This is a genomic window from Pimelobacter sp. 30-1 (assembly GCF_018831735.1).
In the GTDB taxonomy this organism is placed as follows: domain Bacteria; phylum Actinomycetota; class Actinomycetes; order Propionibacteriales; family Nocardioidaceae; genus Nocardioides.
Window position 1 is genome coordinate 418,135 of sequence record NZ_NHTS01000001.1, and the last position, 14,773, is coordinate 432,907.

Annotated in this window: 17 protein-coding genes and 1 tRNA gene; 8 read left to right on the top strand and 10 right to left on the bottom strand. The window is 71.8% G+C overall.

Annotated elements, in window-relative coordinates; translation table 11 throughout:
• Window positions 1-58 precede the first annotated feature (58 nt).
• Window positions 59-131 (top strand) — tRNA-Thr (locus tag CCO04_RS01935).
• Between the two features lie 86 nt (window positions 132-217).
• Here CCO04_RS01935 and CCO04_RS01940 read toward each other — a convergent pair.
• Entirely contained in the window at window positions 218-1,057 is an 840-nt protein-coding gene (locus CCO04_RS01940) for an oxidoreductase (RefSeq protein WP_215812400.1), read from the bottom strand.
• 90 nt (window positions 1,058-1,147) lie between these two features.
• On the opposite strand from CCO04_RS01940, the gene CCO04_RS01945 reads away from it, so the two are divergent.
• Window positions 1,148-1,711 (top strand): TetR/AcrR family transcriptional regulator, encoded by a 564-nt coding sequence (locus CCO04_RS01945; RefSeq protein WP_215812401.1) that lies wholly within the window; start codon window positions 1,148-1,150, stop codon window positions 1,709-1,711.
• Between the two features lie 66 nt (window positions 1,712-1,777).
• Here the strand turns inward: CCO04_RS01945 and CCO04_RS01950 are convergent, their stop codons facing one another.
• The 3 genes from CCO04_RS01950 to CCO04_RS01960 form a co-directional block, all read right to left on the bottom strand.
• Window positions 1,778-3,157: an Ig-like domain-containing protein gene (locus CCO04_RS01950; RefSeq protein ID WP_215812402.1), complete on the bottom strand. Its 1,380-nt coding sequence runs from the start codon at window positions 3,155-3,157 to the stop codon at window positions 1,778-1,780.
• Between the two features lie 114 nt (window positions 3,158-3,271).
• Window positions 3,272-3,751: a nucleoside deaminase gene (locus tag CCO04_RS01955; protein WP_308281104.1), complete on the bottom strand. Its 480-nt coding sequence runs from the start codon at window positions 3,749-3,751 to the stop codon at window positions 3,272-3,274.
• 75 nt (window positions 3,752-3,826) lie between these two features.
• Window positions 3,827-4,837 (bottom strand): Ig-like domain-containing protein, encoded by a 1,011-nt coding sequence (locus CCO04_RS01960; protein WP_215812403.1) that lies wholly within the window; start codon window positions 4,835-4,837, stop codon window positions 3,827-3,829.
• 134 nt (window positions 4,838-4,971) lie between these two features.
• Between CCO04_RS01960 and CCO04_RS28195 the strand changes: the two genes are divergently transcribed.
• Window positions 4,972-5,544 (top strand): TetR/AcrR family transcriptional regulator, encoded by a 573-nt coding sequence (locus CCO04_RS28195; protein ID WP_215812404.1) that lies wholly within the window; start codon window positions 4,972-4,974, stop codon window positions 5,542-5,544.
• A 158-nt stretch (window positions 5,545-5,702) separates the two neighbouring features.
• Here the strand turns inward: CCO04_RS28195 and CCO04_RS01970 are convergent, their stop codons facing one another.
• Window positions 5,703-7,178 carry an APC family permease gene (locus tag CCO04_RS01970; protein WP_215812405.1) on the bottom strand — a complete coding sequence of 492 codons (1,476 nt, stop codon included), beginning with the start codon at window positions 7,176-7,178 and terminating at the stop codon, window positions 5,703-5,705.
• 91 nt (window positions 7,179-7,269) lie between these two features.
• Between CCO04_RS01970 and CCO04_RS01975 the strand changes: the two genes are divergently transcribed.
• Entirely contained in the window at window positions 7,270-8,229 is a 960-nt protein-coding gene (locus CCO04_RS01975) for a carbon-nitrogen hydrolase family protein (protein ID WP_215812406.1), read from the top strand.
• Window positions 8,226-8,612 (top strand): hypothetical protein, encoded by a 387-nt coding sequence (locus CCO04_RS01980; protein WP_215812407.1) that lies wholly within the window; start codon window positions 8,226-8,228, stop codon window positions 8,610-8,612. The genes CCO04_RS01975 and CCO04_RS01980 overlap by 4 nt, the downstream gene beginning before the upstream one ends.
• A gap of 7 nt (window positions 8,613-8,619) precedes the next feature.
• Here CCO04_RS01980 and CCO04_RS01985 read toward each other — a convergent pair whose 3' ends face one another.
• The 3 genes from CCO04_RS01985 to CCO04_RS01995 are packed head-to-tail and all read right to left on the bottom strand — an operon-like array spanning window position 8,620 to window position 12,451.
• Window positions 8,620-9,636 carry a helix-turn-helix transcriptional regulator gene (locus tag CCO04_RS01985; protein ID WP_215812408.1) on the bottom strand — a complete coding sequence of 339 codons (1,017 nt, stop codon included), beginning with the start codon at window positions 9,634-9,636 and terminating at the stop codon, window positions 8,620-8,622.
• Window positions 9,637-9,662: 26 nt separating this feature from the next.
• A complete protein-coding gene (locus CCO04_RS01990; protein ID WP_215812409.1) occupies window positions 9,663-10,985 on the bottom strand; it encodes a cytosine permease in 1,323 nt (440 codons plus the stop codon).
• A complete protein-coding gene (locus CCO04_RS01995; protein ID WP_215812410.1) occupies window positions 10,982-12,451 on the bottom strand; it encodes an amidase in 1,470 nt (489 codons plus the stop codon). Before CCO04_RS01995 ends, CCO04_RS01990 begins: the two co-directional genes overlap by 4 nt.
• Window positions 12,452-12,628: 177 nt before the next feature.
• On the opposite strand from CCO04_RS01995, the gene CCO04_RS02000 reads away from it, so the two are divergent.
• Window positions 12,629-13,342, top strand: coding sequence for a Pr6Pr family membrane protein (locus tag CCO04_RS02000; RefSeq protein ID WP_215812411.1), 714 nt, complete (start codon window positions 12,629-12,631; stop codon window positions 13,340-13,342).
• Here the strand turns inward: CCO04_RS02000 and CCO04_RS02005 are convergent.
• The gene (locus CCO04_RS02005; RefSeq protein ID WP_215812412.1) at window positions 13,325-13,756 is read right to left on the bottom strand and encodes an ImmA/IrrE family metallo-endopeptidase; all 432 of its coding nucleotides are present in this window, start codon (window positions 13,754-13,756) and stop codon (window positions 13,325-13,327) included. The two genes, CCO04_RS02000 and CCO04_RS02005, sit on opposite strands and share 18 nt — an antisense overlap.
• A 1-nt stretch (window position 13,757) precedes the next feature.
• The gene (locus tag CCO04_RS02010) at window positions 13,758-14,084 is read right to left on the bottom strand and encodes a helix-turn-helix transcriptional regulator (protein ID WP_215812413.1); all 327 of its coding nucleotides are present in this window, start codon (window positions 14,082-14,084) and stop codon (window positions 13,758-13,760) included.
• Between the two features lie 87 nt (window positions 14,085-14,171).
• Between CCO04_RS02010 and CCO04_RS02015 the strand changes: the two genes are divergently transcribed.
• Together CCO04_RS02015 and CCO04_RS02020 are read left to right on the top strand one after the other, a co-directional pair.
• Window positions 14,172-14,423, top strand: coding sequence for a hypothetical protein (locus CCO04_RS02015; RefSeq protein ID WP_215812414.1), 252 nt, complete (start codon window positions 14,172-14,174; stop codon window positions 14,421-14,423).
• Window positions 14,423-14,770 (top strand): hypothetical protein, encoded by a 348-nt coding sequence (locus tag CCO04_RS02020; protein WP_215812415.1) that lies wholly within the window; start codon window positions 14,423-14,425, stop codon window positions 14,768-14,770. Before CCO04_RS02015 ends, CCO04_RS02020 begins: the two co-directional genes overlap by 1 nt.
• Window positions 14,771-14,773 lie beyond the last annotated feature (3 nt).

Here is a 14,773-nt window from a genome sequence, read left to right on the forward strand (position 1 = left end):
CCCGGTCTCGGGGCCGGTCCCGGTATGCTGCCGCGGTCGCTGGTGCAGACCGGCGTACGCCGCCTTAGCTCAGTCGGTAGAGCGAGTCACTCGTAATGACTAGGTCGTCGGTTCGATTCCGACAGGCGGCTCCGACAGGTCCGGCCCTGCCCCGTGCACACGCGCAGGGCAGGGCCGGTTCCGTTCAGAGGTTCAGGGCGACATCGAGGCCCGGGCCCTACTTGATGCCGGATGCCCGACGGATGAGTCGATCGAACGCGCGGTCGGGAAGCTTGTCGTGCAGGGCGATGAGGGGCTTGGCGCCGAAGCCGACGGCGTAGCGTGTCTTGGGTCGCTTCGCTGCCACTGCCTTGCTGATGGCGTTCGCGATGACGGAGGGGTCGGAGGAGAACCGGGCATTGCCCTCTCCGGCCAGGGACTCGGCGACGGCGTTGGCCTGGTCGGCGTAGGCCGTGTGGCCAGAGGTCTCACGTAGGAGGTCGGCGGCGATGCCGCCCCACTCGGTGCGGATCCCGCCGGGTTCGATGATCGCCACGTCGACGCCGAAGGGGGCAGCCTCGAGCCGGGCACAGTCGCTGAGTGCCTCGAGAGCGAACTTGGTGGCGTGGTACCAGGAGCCCAGGGGGGTGTAGATCTTGCCGCCCATCGACGTGATGTTGATGATCGTGCCGCTTCCTTGCTGCCGCATGTGGGGGAGGGCGAGCTGCATCAAACGGGCGGCACCGAAGACATTGACCTCGAACTGGCGGCGCGCCTCCTCGAGGGGGACGTCTTCCAAGGCGCCGTAGGAGCCGTAGCCGGCGTTGTTCACCAGCACGTCCAGCCGGCCGTGGGTGTCGATGATGGTCTGGATCCCGGCGACCATGGAGTTCTCGTCGGTGACGTCCATCGTCAGCGGCTCGATGCCGTGCTGACGGAGCTTCTCGAGCTTGTCCAGCCGGCGGGCTGCACCGAAGACGATGTGGCCGTCCTCGGCCAGGCGGCGGGCGGTCGACTCGCCGATACCCGATGAGGCACCGGTGACGATGACGACCTGACGGGTGGGCTTGGCGCTCATGGATGTGTCCTCGTCTAAGATGAATGGTGGTTCACAATGTATGTTGAACCCCAGTTCACTTTCAAGTACGCGTTAGGAGAGACGGGGAAGATGGCTCACGACGGCGGCAACCGCGCACCTCGGGCCGACTCGGCGCGAAACCGGCTCAGGATTCTCGGCACTGCTCGGCGCCTGATCGACAGCGTCGGTGCCGAGGTCCCCATGGCCGAGATCGCCGCCGAGGCCGGCGTGGCAGTCGGCACCCTCTACAACCACTTCCCGACCAAGAGCGACCTCGTCGCCGCCATCGTCTCGGACTACGTGCGGGAGGTTGCTGGGCGGGCCGTCGAGTTGCGGGAGGAGGTGGAGGCGGGAGCGCCGGCGGGCGCCAGCCTGTTCGATTTCCTGGCCTTCGTGATGGAGCTCACCGCACGAAGCCAGGCTGCGAAGATCGCGAACGGTGGCGTGACCTCGGCCGCTGCTGCCGAGAGTGAGCAACGTGCCGCGGCAGAGCTCGCCTGGGTGATCGGAGCAGCGCAGGACGAGGGGTCCGTTCGTCCCGACCTGACCGTCGAGGACCTCTACCTCCTGATCAACACGGCTCCACTGGGTGCGACGAGCGCTCAGCGGAGCCGGTGGCTCGATTTCCTGACGACCGGCCTGCGCCAGTCGTAGCTGGTCGCCGGCCGACGGCACCCGCCGGCGCGCGGGGGTGGTCCGCCTGCTCGAGCAGCGTGGTTCTCAGCCAGTGACCCGTACGTAGACCGCCGCCGACGTGGACGCCTTCAACCGGACGTTGCCGGAGTAGACGGCCTTGATCGCGTGCGAGCCCGTGGTGCCTCCGACAGGGGCGGTGCAGGTGGCGACACCGGTCCTGCTCACGGGTACGTCGGCGCACACGACGGACTTCCCGTCGTAGAAGGTCATCGTCCCCTGGGCGGACTCGAGACCCTGCGGCTCCGGCGTCACCGTCCCGGTCAACGTCAGCGGGGAACCGAGGCGCGCCGTCGCGGCGCTGGACCTCACCGCGGTCCGGCTCGCGCTCTGGTACACGGTGCCGGTGATCCGGAACTTCGGCAGGTACAAGCAGATCCCGGCGGTGTTGCACACCTGGAGGTAGGCGTCCGCGGCGTAGCTCCCGGTCTGGGTCGGGCGGAACCCGATCTGGATGATGCAGACGGTCGGGCTCGTGCAGGTGGTGCCGATGTGCCGGATGTCGCTGAGTGGGCCGGGGGCGGACGGCACGCCCGCGAGCCCGAATGATCCGACTCGCCAGCCGGCGGTGAGGGTGACCTTCATCGGCCAGGTTCCGCCGCTGGTCATCATGACCCGGCCGAAGCGCAGGCTGCCCGGCGAGACAGTGGCTGGTGCCGTCCCGGTTCCGGAGACCTTCGAGGTGAGCACCGTGCAGAACGAGTAGTCCGCGACCTTGCAGACGTGGACCTTCATCGTGTCGCTCTGCGCCCCGATCGAACGTGCGCGGAACGCGGCGGTCATCGTGCAGCTGGTCGCGGCGGGGGAGGTGCCGCACGGGTCGGTGTAGACGCCGGGCGGGACGCCCGGGACGGTGAACGTCGCGGTGGCCGGTCCGGGCTGCTCGGCGAACTCGACGTAGCGGACGAACCAGCCCGCGTCGAACCTGACGGTGAACGGCTTGGTCACCGTCGCGCCGGCCTTCGCCGCACCGAAGGCGATGGCCGGGCTGGTGCCGGGGGCGACGCCCGTCCCGGTGAGGGGGATGTAGGTGTCCGAGCACGAGGTGCTGGACGCGCAGGTCACGACCCACATCGACCCGGTGGCGAGGCCCGCCCGGGTCGGGCTGAAGGTCGCGGTGAGCGTGCACTGCGTCGGGCCGGGCGCCGTGCAGGCCGCCGGGACCGTCGCGACCTCGAAGGGCGCCCCTTCGAGGGACTGGACGTGGGTGATCGTCTGACCCGCAGCGGCCTTCAGGGTGACGCTCCGGGCCACGCTCTTGCCGACGTGGAGCGAGCCGAACGAGACCTGGGTGGGTAGGGCGGTGACCGGCGCGGCGGCCTCAGCGGCGGGCGTCACGAGCGTGCCGGCGAGCAGGGCGACCAGGGCGGCGAGGGCGCGCAGGGTCAGGCGGGTGGTTCGAGCCATGGGGGGTTCCTCTCGGAGGGAGCCCGGTCATGGAACCACTGCGTACCGCTACGAGTACGTGGATTCGGCGAACTCGCGCCCAGGCACCTGCCGTCGCGGAACCTGCACGCCCGGTCAGCCCCAGAACCCCTCGTGCACCGCCCGCGCCCGCTCTCCCAGGTGCGGCCCCGACACCCGTACGTCGGGCGCCCCCGCCGCGAACACGTCGCGGCTCGAGAGGTGCAGCGTGAGCTCCGTACTGCCGCCCGCGAGGGCGGCGAGCTCGTCCGAGCCGAAGGCGTAGACGATGCGGGGGATGCGGCTCCAGTAGATGGCGCCCGAGCACATCGCGCAGGGCTCGGTGCTGGTGTAGAGCGTGGCGGTGGTGAGCTGGTCGGGGGTGAGGGTGCGGGAGGCTCGGCTGACCAGGTTCAGCTCGGCGTGGCGGGTGACGTCGCGGTCGGTGAGGACGGTGTTCTCTGCCTCGCAGAGGACGTCGCCGGAGGCGGTGGCGAGCAGGGCGCCGAAGGGGTGGTTGCCGTGGTCGCGGGCCTGCTGGGCCAGGTCGATGGCGGCGAGGAGCAGGCGTTCGTCGTGCGGGGCGAGTGCGGACACCGGTCCAGGATGGCCGAGAGGCCCCGGCCTGCGGAAGACAGGTCGGGGCCTCGCGGCGCGGGTGAGGGTGCGGGGTCAGCGCAGCCGGATGGACCGCACTGACGAGCTCGAGGGCTTCACCGTCGGCGACCCGGCGTACTGGGCGACGAGGCGGTGCTTGCCCTTGCCGAGCCTGGCCACGGAGACCCGGACGACGCCGCGGTGGCCCGCCGTGAGCGTGCTCTGGCCGACGACGCGGCCGCCGCGAGCAAGATCCCGTACGACGACCCGCCCGGTCGCCGTCTTGCCGGCGCGGACGGTGACGGTCGCGGTGCCCTTCTTGCGCGCCGCCACCTTGTACGTCGCCGCGGTGGTCGAGGCGACCTTGGCCACCACACCGCCGCCGGTGCCGCCGGAGCCGGTCGCGAACAGCGGGACGTACGGCGTCACGTACGCCTTGTTGCCGCCGTGCCCGCTCACCTTGAAGGCGACCTGCAGGTGGTCGCCGCTCTCGGCGACGGCGCACGGCTTGGTGCCGGCGGTGCGGCCGGGGCAGCTGGGGGCGCGGGTGGCGGTGCCCTTGAGGGCGCGCTTGGCGACGACGGGGACCTGGAACTCGAAGATCTGTCCGCGCTCGAGGGTGATCGCGCGGCCCCCGACCGAGGCGATCGCGATGCCGCCGTTGGGGCCGCGGGTCAGCTCGACCCGGTCGGTGGAGAAGGTCGGGGTCGGGTCGTCGATGTCGTTGATGCCCCACTTGACCGGCTCGTCGGGGTAGCCGAAGGCGGTCTCGTCGAAGACGAGCTCGGGCAGGACGGCGACGCCGCTGCTGCACGGCAGGCCGACGAGGCCGATGTAGCCGTGCAGGAGGAACGGCTCGCCTACCTTCGGCACCTCGCCGGTCGGGGACCACCAGCCGGTGTTGGCGGTGACGCCGGTCGAGGGCAGGCGGGTGAGGCAGTCGATGATCGTGTCGGACTGGCTGGTGCCGTCCTGCCACTCCCCGGCGGCGGCCTGGGCGGGGGACGCGAAGGCCACCAGGAAGGCGGTGAGGAGGGTCGCGGCCAGGGCGAGGGGGGATCTGCGGTTCCGGTCCGGTGAGGTCATGCGGCGACGCTAGGAGGCGGTTCGTCCCGCGGGCGACGACCGTTGTCCTCGGTGTTGTCCCTTCCGTGTCCCGGCTTTGTCCCTGTGCCGTCTATGCTCGCGGTCGTGCCTGTTGCCGAGCGAAGGCGGGCTGCGTGAGCGAGACCCGGGAGTCGATCCTCCGGCAGGCGTCGATCCTCTTCTGGCGACACGGGTACCGCGGCACGAGCACCCGGCAGATCGCCGCGAGCGTGGGGGTCACCCAACCCGCGCTCTTCCACTTCTTCAAGTCCAAGCAGGCGATCGCCGAGAACCTGCTGGCGGTCAGCCTCGATGAGACGCTGGTCAAGGCCCGGGCCGCGCTCGCCGCGCCGGGCTCGCCGGCGGAGCGCCTCCACGCCTACGTGTACGACGACCTGCTGGCGATCCACTCCGGCGCGATCCCGCTGGCGGGAGCCCACGCGTCGGACTTCGTGCACGAGCCGGGTTTCGAGGCGTGGGCGGCCAAGCTGGGCGAGCTGGCCGACATCCTGCAGGCGCTGGTCGCCGAGGGGATCGCTGCCGGTGAGTTCGTCGCGATCGACCCGGTGGTCGCCGAGGCGATGATCGCCGGGATCACGATCAGCCACATGAACCTCAACACCCTCGGCCTCGCGACGTCGCCGGAGGAGGCGGCCCGGCAGGGCGCGGACTTCATCCTGCGCGGGCTGCGGGTCGCCACGTCCTAGGGTGTGTCTCTCCAGTCCCCGCCTGCTGCGCGGCGTTTGCGACTCGATCTGGCGGCGTTGTCACAGACTCGACGGGCCTCCGGTCCGCCTTCGCTGCTCCGCCTTGCCAGATCGGCCGCAAACGCCGCTCGCGACGGCGCGGACTGGAGAGACACACCCTAGGGGCGGTCCTCGGGGACGGGCCGCATCCGCCGCTCGGGCCGGCCGAGGAGGATCGCCAGCCCGGTGCCGACGGCGACGATGCTGAACACGATCGACACCGCCCAGATCTCGAATGTCGACGCACCCGGCGCCGCCAGGATGCTGCGCGGCCAGGCGATGTTGACGACCTCGAACGCGAGCCAGGTGAAGGCGATCCCGACGATCACCCGGAAGCCCCGCTCGGCGCGGCGGGTCGGCAGCGGGCGCCAGCGACCGGTGAGCAGGGCGAAGGCGGTCGCCGCGACGACCAGGAAGAACGTGATGTAGAGCCCGCCGGTCCCGAAGGTGATCATGGTGCCGATCGCCCGGGGGTTGAGGCCGAGCAGCAGGCCGAGCCCGGCGAGGGTGCTGGCCAGCGCCATGGCGCGGACGGGCGCGGCGCTGCGCTGGGTGACGTCGTCGAGCCGCAGGCTCCGCGGCAGCACGCCCTCGCGCGCGGCGGCGAAGATGACCCGGCCCAGGTAGGTCTGCATCGACAGGACGCAGGCGACGAAGGTGATGCAGACCAGCGTCAGGAACGGGATCCGGGCCCAGTCGCCGAGGTTGGCGAGCACGGTGTGGAGGATCGGGTCGGCCACGGCCGCCGGGGTGAGGGGGCCGTTCTCCGGGGCGCTGAGGATGACGGCGATCGCCACCACCATCACGACGAGGCCGACCACGGCGGTGGCCGAGACGACGGCCCGCGGCACGCTCCGGCTCGCGTCGACGGTCTCCTCCGCGACCGAGGCGCCGGCGTCGAAGCCGACGAACGCCCAGCCGCAGACAGCGAAGGCCGCGAGGACGGCGGTCAGCGACTTCCCGTCCTCGGCTGCGAGGGAGCCGGCGCTGGTGAACAGCACGCTGAAGTCGTGGTGCCGGAAGCCGATGATCAGGACGAGCCCGAGCACCAGCGACGCCACGATCTCGCAGACGATGCCGAGGTTGACGAGCGCCTTGGTGGCGCCGACGCCGAGGCTGTTGACGCCGAGCGCGACCAGGAGCAGCGCGGCGCTCCAGACGGCCTGCTCCACGCCGGAGACCGGGCGGTCCAGGAGGAGCTGGGAGAGCCAGGGGGCCGCCAGGTAGGTGACGGTGGTCAGGGCGGCGGAGACCGCGACGACGTACGTGACGCCGGTGAAGACGGCGTACCGCGGGCCGACGAGGCGGCGGGCCCACTGGAACGGGCCGCCGGCGATCGGGTAGCGGCCGGCGAGGACGCCGAACACGAGCGCCGTGCACAGCTGGAGGAGCAGGCAGGCGCCGAGCACCCAGACCCAGCCGGGGCCTGCGGTCATCAGGCCCAGCGGCACGATCGCGTAGAGCCCGACCACCGGCGCGACGGTCGCGACCCCGATCGAGAACGTCGACCAGACGCCGAGGCCCCGGCGCAGGACGGGGCGGTAGCCGAGCTGTTCGAGCTGCTGATCCGCGGATCGCGCTGTCGTGTCAACCACGGGGGGACCTTTCTCTCATGGCTCCTTATCGATCGATAAGGACCTGGGGTACTGTCCCACCCGACAGCCCCACAAGCAAGAGGAGTCCGGCATGACCCAACGAGCAGCGATCGTGCAGCGGCCCGCCCGGCTGCACGACCTGACCGCGTCCCTGGAGATCGCCGCGCAGGCGATCGCCGAGGCGGCCGCAGGCGGGGCGGACCTGGTCGTCTTCCCGGAGACGTGGCTCACCGGGTACCCCGGCTGGGCCTTCTCCTGCACCTCGTGGGGGAACCGCCGGGCCCGCGACCTGTACGCCGCGATGCTCCGCGAGAGCGTCGTCGTCCCCGACGACATCGACGCGCTCCGCGGCGCCGCCGCCACCCACGACGTCTCGGTCGTGATCGGTGTCAACGAGCGCTCCGAGCGCGGCAGCGGGACCCTCTACAACTCGCTCGTCACGATCGCGCCGGACGGCGAGGTCGTCAACGTCCACCGCAAGCTGGTCCCCACGCACGCGGAGAAGATCGTCTGGGCGCCCGGCGACGCCGCGGGGCTGCGCGCCGTCGACCTGCCTGTGGGCCGGGTGGGCGGCCTCGTCTGCTGGGAGCACTGGAACCCGCTCGCGCGCGCCGCGCTCCACGCCGACTACGAGCAGATCCACGTCGCCGTGTGGCCCGACCTGACCGAGGAGCACCTCCTCGCCGCGCGGTCCTACGCCTTCGAGGGACGCTGCTACGTCATCGCCGCCGGCCTGCTGCTGCCGTACGAGGCCGTGCCGGAGGACATGCGCGAGGAGTACGCCGCCGCGCTCGGCGAGGACCACCGGGTCGGCCCGGGCGAGCACTACTTCGCCGGTGGCTCCGCCGTGATCGGCCCCGAGGGCGAGTGGATCCTCGAGCCGCAGCGCGGGGTCGAGGGGATCGTCTACGCGGACCTCGACGTCGACGGGCTCCCCGGCCTGCACCTCGACCTCGACGCGACCGGCCACTACGCGCGCCCCGACGTCCTCCGGCTGACGGTCGACCGCCGCCGGCTGCGGACCGTGGCGACCGCTCCGGAGGACGCATGAGCGCCGACGGCCTGGTCGGCATCGGCCTGGTCTCGATCTCGGTGGGCGCCGTCTCCGGGTTCGCGCTGGCAGCGGCCGTCGAGCGTCCCGGCTCCCTGCGGCGCTTCGGCGTGGTGGACCCGCACCGGCTGCGTCAGGTCCACCTCGACTGGATCATCATGGGCGCCCTGCTCGTGGCGGTCGGCCTGGCCGTGCCCTCGATCCCCTGGTACGTCGTGCTGCCGGTCGCCTTCGGCGGCATCGTGAACCCGCTGTCGTTCCTGCCCATGGCGTTCTCCAAGACCGTGCACGAGAAGGCGTGGTTCCGAGGTGGCTCGTACCTGTCGTTCGTCGCGCTGAGCGCGGGACTCGTGGCGGCGACCGCCTGGTACCTGGCGGGGTGACCGCAGGTCAGCGCGGCCGCGGGGTCGGTCCGGGGTGCACCGCGAGGACGGCGTGGTCGATCGCCTTGATCGCCGCTGCCGTGCGGGACGTGACCTCGAGCTTGCACAGGACGTGGTCCATGTGGGTGCCGACGGTGCGGACGCTCAGGTGCAGAGAGGCCGCGATCTCGGCGTTGGAGAGGCCGCGGGCGACGAGCGAGAGGATCTGGACCTCGCGCCGGGTGAGGCCGAACGGCGTCCGCGCCCGCTGGAGCGTCAGCACGGTCGGATAGGTCAGGTCGCCGGTCGGCAGCACCTGGACGTGGGCGCTGACGCCCCGGCCGCGCTCGCGCTCGTCGAACCACGGGAACCGGGCCTGGGCCGGCAGCGCCGGGCTCGCGTCGAGGTGGGCCAGCAGCTCGGCCGGCGGCATCGGCCAGTCGCGCAGGGGCTGCCAGTCGCCCTGGGCGTCGCGGACCGCGACGGCGTCGGCGTCCGGCGCGCACTGCAGCACCAGCGCGTGGGCGTTGCGGTCCGGTGCGACGAGGGGGAAGAGGGCGGCGCCGGCGACGCCCAGCAGGGACCGGGTGCCCTCGATGGGGGCGCGGGCGTCCTCGATGTTGAGGGTGAGCATCCCCAGGTAGTCGCCGTCGGGGGAGCGGAGCAGCATCGTCGCGCCCTCGCCGTACCCGTGCGGCTCGAGGACCGTCGTGTAGAAGCCCGATCCCTTGCGGTCGAAGGGGCAGTCGTCCCAGAAGACCGGTCCGTGCTGGTTGGCGAGGACGGGCCAGACCCGGTCGTTGCGGTAGAGCTCGCTGTGCAGCGAGGCCAGCACGGCGTCCGGGTAGCCCCGGCTGGCGATGACCCGGTGGGTGCCGTGTGCGGCATCCCACCGGGCCAGCTGGACGGCGGCGTACGAGAGGACGTGGCGCAGCTCGTCGAAGACGGCCTCGGCGCGCTCGGCAGCGGGCGCCAGTCCGGCGACGATCCCCGGGACCCGCCACGCGGCCTCGATCGCCTGTGATGCGGGGTACCCGCTGCCCATGTCCACCTCCGTGCGCCCCCTGCACTCTACGCAGCCGGAGGCGGCCACGGACCCCCGTCGCCCGAGAACAGCCGGTGCACGACGAGGTACGCCGCCGCGCCCGCGACCATGCCGACCACCGCGGTGGAGAGCTGCGGCGCGAAGGCCTCCGCGAGCCCGGCGCAGGCGCTGCCCAGGGCCCAGCCGGCGAAGGCGTGGACGCGGTAGCCGGACGCGACGACCGCGCACTCCGTGCGGCGTACGACGAGCTGGTCGACGATCATCACCGCGCCCAGCGACGGCACGAGCACGCCGAGCAGCGAGAGCCAGGTGCTGAAGTGGTTCCAGGCGCCCGAGATCGCGATGGCGATCCCGAGCACGCCGATGACGGTGGCGGCCAGCTGCATGCTCCGCCGGGTCAGGCTCGCCCAGCCGACCGCGGACAGGTAGAGGTTGTGCGCGCAGACGCTGCCGAGGTTCATGAACAGCAGCAGGATCGCGAGCACGGCGAGGAGCCCGCCCTGGTCGGCGAACCTGCCGAAGAAGTTGGCATCGGTGGCCGACGCGGTGGCCGCGGTGATGAGGCCGCCCAGCAGCATCGAGACCGTGTTGGCGAACGGGAAGGCGCCCGCGGTCGAGATCAGCGAGTGGCGGGTGTTCTTGGCCCACCGGTTGAAGTCGCCGGTCATGGTGCCGCCGTCGACGAACAGGGCGATCACCATCGTGACCGCGAAGCCGAAGGTCAGCGACCCGTCGCCGTCGTACGAGCTGACGGCCGACCAGCCGGCGGAGGTCGTCGCGTCGATCGCGGCCCAGAGCCCGAAGACCAGGAACAGCGGGATCGACACGTAGCCGATCAGCGTCAGCGCCTTGACGCCGAGCACGGTGAACCCGGTGTAGAGCAGTCCGGCCACGACGGTCACGACGACGACATTGACGTCGAAGGCGTCGGCCATGCTCTCGCCGGTCAGCGCCACCTGCACCGCGAACCAGCCCACGACGATGGTCGCCATCGAGCCGGTGATGATCGTGGACCCCTTGGCGCCGAAGGTCAGGGCCGACTGGAGGCGGAAGTTGAGGCCGTGCCGGGTCGACACGATCCCGATCAGCCCGGTGTACGCGAACAGCACGAGGTTGCCGACCAGGATCGCCAGCGCACCGTGCGCCAGCCCCAGGGCGGCGACGATCAGGCCGCCCGAGACGGCGCAGGTGAGGATCATCGGGAACCCCATCCACACCAGCACGTTCGAGAGCAGCGAGCGCCGGGCGCTCAGCGGGACGGGCGTGTTCTCGTACTCCTCGGAGAGCACCGAGTGCTCGGGCTCGGTGGGCGGGGGCGGTGCCGTGAGGCCGGTGGCGGGGAGGGTCATGCCGCTTCTCCTTGCGAGGTGAGGTGGGCGCTGAGCGGCCACGGCCGGGCGGCCTCGAAGGCCGAGATCGCCCGGAGGACGGCGACATCGCCGTGCCGCGGACCGGTGACCTGCATCCCCACCGGGAGGCCGTCGACGGTCCCCATCGGCACCGATGCGCTGGGGTTGCCCGAGAAGTTGGTCAGGTAGGTCATGCACCAGCCGATCAGCGGATCGACCGGCTCGCCCTCGATGCTCGACGGCCCGACGGTGTCGCCGTCCGAGCGGTTGCGCACGGGCATCGCGGCCACGGTCGGCGAGACGACCAGGTCGTACGTCGCGAAGGCCGCGTGCATCTCGTCGTACACGTGGGTGCGGGTCTGCGCGTCGCGGACCAGGTCGTCGACACCGAGGGCCGGCACCCGGGAGGCCCAGTGCAGGAGCTGGTCCGGGAGCCCGAGCGACGCGAGCTCGTAGCCCTCGTCGCGCAGCTGCCCGAGCCCCTCGTGCACGCCCACCGCCGTCGTACGGCACCAGGTGTCGGTGAGCTCGGTGTGGCTGTGCCGCCAGCCGAACCGCACCTCCTCGACCTCGGCCCCCAGCGACTCCAGCGCGAGAAGCGCCTCGTGGAAGACCTGCACGATCCCGCGCTCGACGGGGAACAGGCCGAAGTCCGGCGTGAAGCCGATCCGCACGCCCCGCAGCGACTGCTGCCCCAGGTGCTCGGCGAACCGCGGCGGCGCGGCGCCGCTGCTCGACGGATCGCGTACGTCGGCACGGGCCATCGCGGTGAGCGCGAGCGCGCAGTCCTCGGTGCTGCGCGTGATCGGGCCCTCGTACAGGAAGAGCGAGGGGCCGAACGCGTTCGGCCGGTTGACGAAGGGGATCGTGCCGGGGGACGGCTGGAAGCCGACGGCTCCGCACCACGCCGCCGGGATCCGGATCGAGCCGCCCCCGTCGGTGGCCCCCGCCACCGGGACGATGCCGCCGGCCACCGCGGCCGCGCTGCCGCCGGAGGACCCACCCGCGTTGTGGTCGAGGCTGTGCGGGTTGCGCGTCGGACCGGTCACGGCGTTGTCCGTCGTACCCCGGAAGCCGAAGGCCGGGCTGTTCGTCTGGCCCACCACGATCGCGCCTGCCGCCTCCATCGCGGCCGGGAAGGTGCTCCACCCCGTCGCCCTGCGCTCCAGCAGCCCCGGGACCTGCCCCAAGGTGGCCGGCCAGCCCGGCTTGTGGCCGAAGAGGTCCTTCATCAACGTCGGCACGCCCGCCAGCACGCCGACGTCCTCGCCGGCCCCGATCCGGCGCTCCAGGTCACGCGCCCGCGTCGTCGCCTCGTCGCGCGCGACGAAGGTGACCGCATTGAGCACCGGGTCGAGCCGGTCGAGACGAGCCAGCGTCGCGTCGAGCACCTCGACGGGAGACACCGCTCGGCTGCGCACCGCGCGGGCGATCGACGCGGCCCCCGCGTCCAGTAGTTCGTCCATGCTTCCTCCAGGTCTGCGGCGCCAGCGCTTGTGACGCGCCGCACACGCTAGGGAGGAGGGGAGGCCTGCCACATCGGGTGAAATACGTAGGAACGGGGCTGCTTCCGCGGCCTGGGATCCGCCTCTAGGCTGCTCCGGTCACCTGCACGACGTCCCCCTGTGAATCGGGAGCTCACCTTGCCGCTCCGCAGCCGCGCACGCCTCGGATGGGCCGCCGTACGGCTGGGCATGGGGGTGGCGATCGTCGCCGCCACCGTGGTCACCCTGTCCGGCTCGGTCGACGCCTGGGACGCCGCCGGGTACGCCGACCGCGCGACCCTGTGGGTCAACTTCTTCAGCTACTTCACGATCCTGTCGAACATCGCCGCCGCGGCCCTGCTCCTGCTCGGCGCCGCGCGCCTGCTGCTGCACACCGGGACCGGCACCGGCGCCGAGCCGGCCTGGCTCAGCGGCACCCGGGTGGCCGTGGCGACGTACATGGGGATCACGGGGCTGGTCTACAACCTGCTGCTGCGCGGCCTCGCCGTCACCGGCGGCGGCGACGTCCCGAGCTGGACCAACGAGGTGATGCACGTCGTTGGGCCCGTCGTCGTGGTCCTCGACTGGATCCTCGCCCCCGGCCGCCGGGCCCAGCCCTGGAGCCGGATCGGCGTCATCCTGGTGTCCCCGATCGCGTGGGCGGCGTACACGCTGGTGCGGGGGCCGTTGGTCCACGACCAGATCAAGGGCCGCGACGGCTGGTATCCCTACCCGTTCCTCAACCCGGACAACGGCGGCTACCTCGCGGTGGCCGGCTGGGTGGTGGCCATCGCGCTGGCTTTCGCCGCGGTGGCGGCGGTGCTGGTGCGGGTCGCGCGACCGGAGCAGGCCCCGTCAGGAGGCCTCGGCTAGTCGGTGCCACAGGCGGTACTTCTCGGCGGCCGAGAGCATCTCGCGCCGGATCCGCAGCAGCGCGTCGGACACGTGCAGCTCGACCGCCATCGCCGAGAGGTGGTTGTCGCACGACACCATGACGTCGGCCAGGTCGTCGATGTGGATGAGGCGGCGGGCGGCCTTGTGGTCGGCGCGGCGCTCCTGGCGGCGGTTGGCCTGCTCGCAGGTCGAGAGCACGTCGCGCGCGTCGGCGTGGGCGAGCTCGTGGGCCAGGACGCTGCGCGACTGGCGGCGCGGCATCCGCGGATCGAGGGTGATGCGGAGGAGGTGGTGCTCGTACTGCCCGAGAATCCCTTCGGGCAGCTCGCGCCACACCAGATCGACTTGCGGACGGTTGGCAAGATCCCGCCACGGGCTGTACGTGTTCCGCATGTCAGATGCTGTTCTCTCCCGGCTCTTCGATCTGGCCCTTGTTGGCAACCGCCTGCAGCGTGTCAGTGGGGTCCGACTCATTGGCGAAGGCGGCGGCGCGTCGTAGGAGCTCGGCCGGGTCGACCCCGAGCGCGACGCCCAGGGCGCCGAGGTCGCGCACCGTGAAGACGACCTCGCCGGACAGGCGCGCGTTCAAGTAGGTGTGCGTCATGCCGGCTTGCGTGGCGAGGGCGCGGGCGCTGCGGATCTTGGCGTGCCAGCGGGCCTGCTCGATGACCTCGGGCATCGCAGCGGCGAGACGCTCTCCCTGGGCTCGGGCTGTGTCCATGGGTTCATTGTCGTTCAAGTTGGAACGAATGTAAACAATTTGGCACGCGTGCTTGACAGTGGAACGAGTTCGTTCCACCATTCTGGCATGAGTTCATTCCAGATCGGCGCTCCGGCCAGAAGGGCGGGCGAGGCCCGAGCGGCCCACGTGGCCGCCGAGGTCCGCGCCGAGATGGCGCGGCAGGGCAAGACCAAGGGAGAGCTCGCCCGTGCGCTCGGCGTCACCCACCACACCGCGAGGAGCCGGTACGACGGCACGCAGCCGTACAACCTGATCGAGCTCGTGCAGGTCTCCCTCTGGCTGGGCGTCCCGCTGGGACGCCTGGCCGAGGTGGCGTGATGGCCGGCCCCGGTGTCCCGCGCTGGTCGTCCGTCGACGGCGACGGAGCGGATCTGCTCTCGCTCGTCGCCGACCCCGCGCACCCCTCGACGGAGTTCGAGTGGCGCGCGTTCGTCGGCGTCCTCGCCGCCACCGCCTCGCTCCACGGGGGCCGGCTCGACCAGAACGACTACCGCGAGCAGCTGCGCGGCGTGGTCGCGCCGCGGCGGATCGGTGCCTTCGTGCACCGCGCCAAGGCCGCGGACCTGATCGCCGAGACCGACGAGTGGTCCGTGAGCACCGACACCCAGGGCCGCAACGCGGGCCGGCCGATGCGGGTCTACCGCTGGCGCGGCGCGTCCGGCTGACCA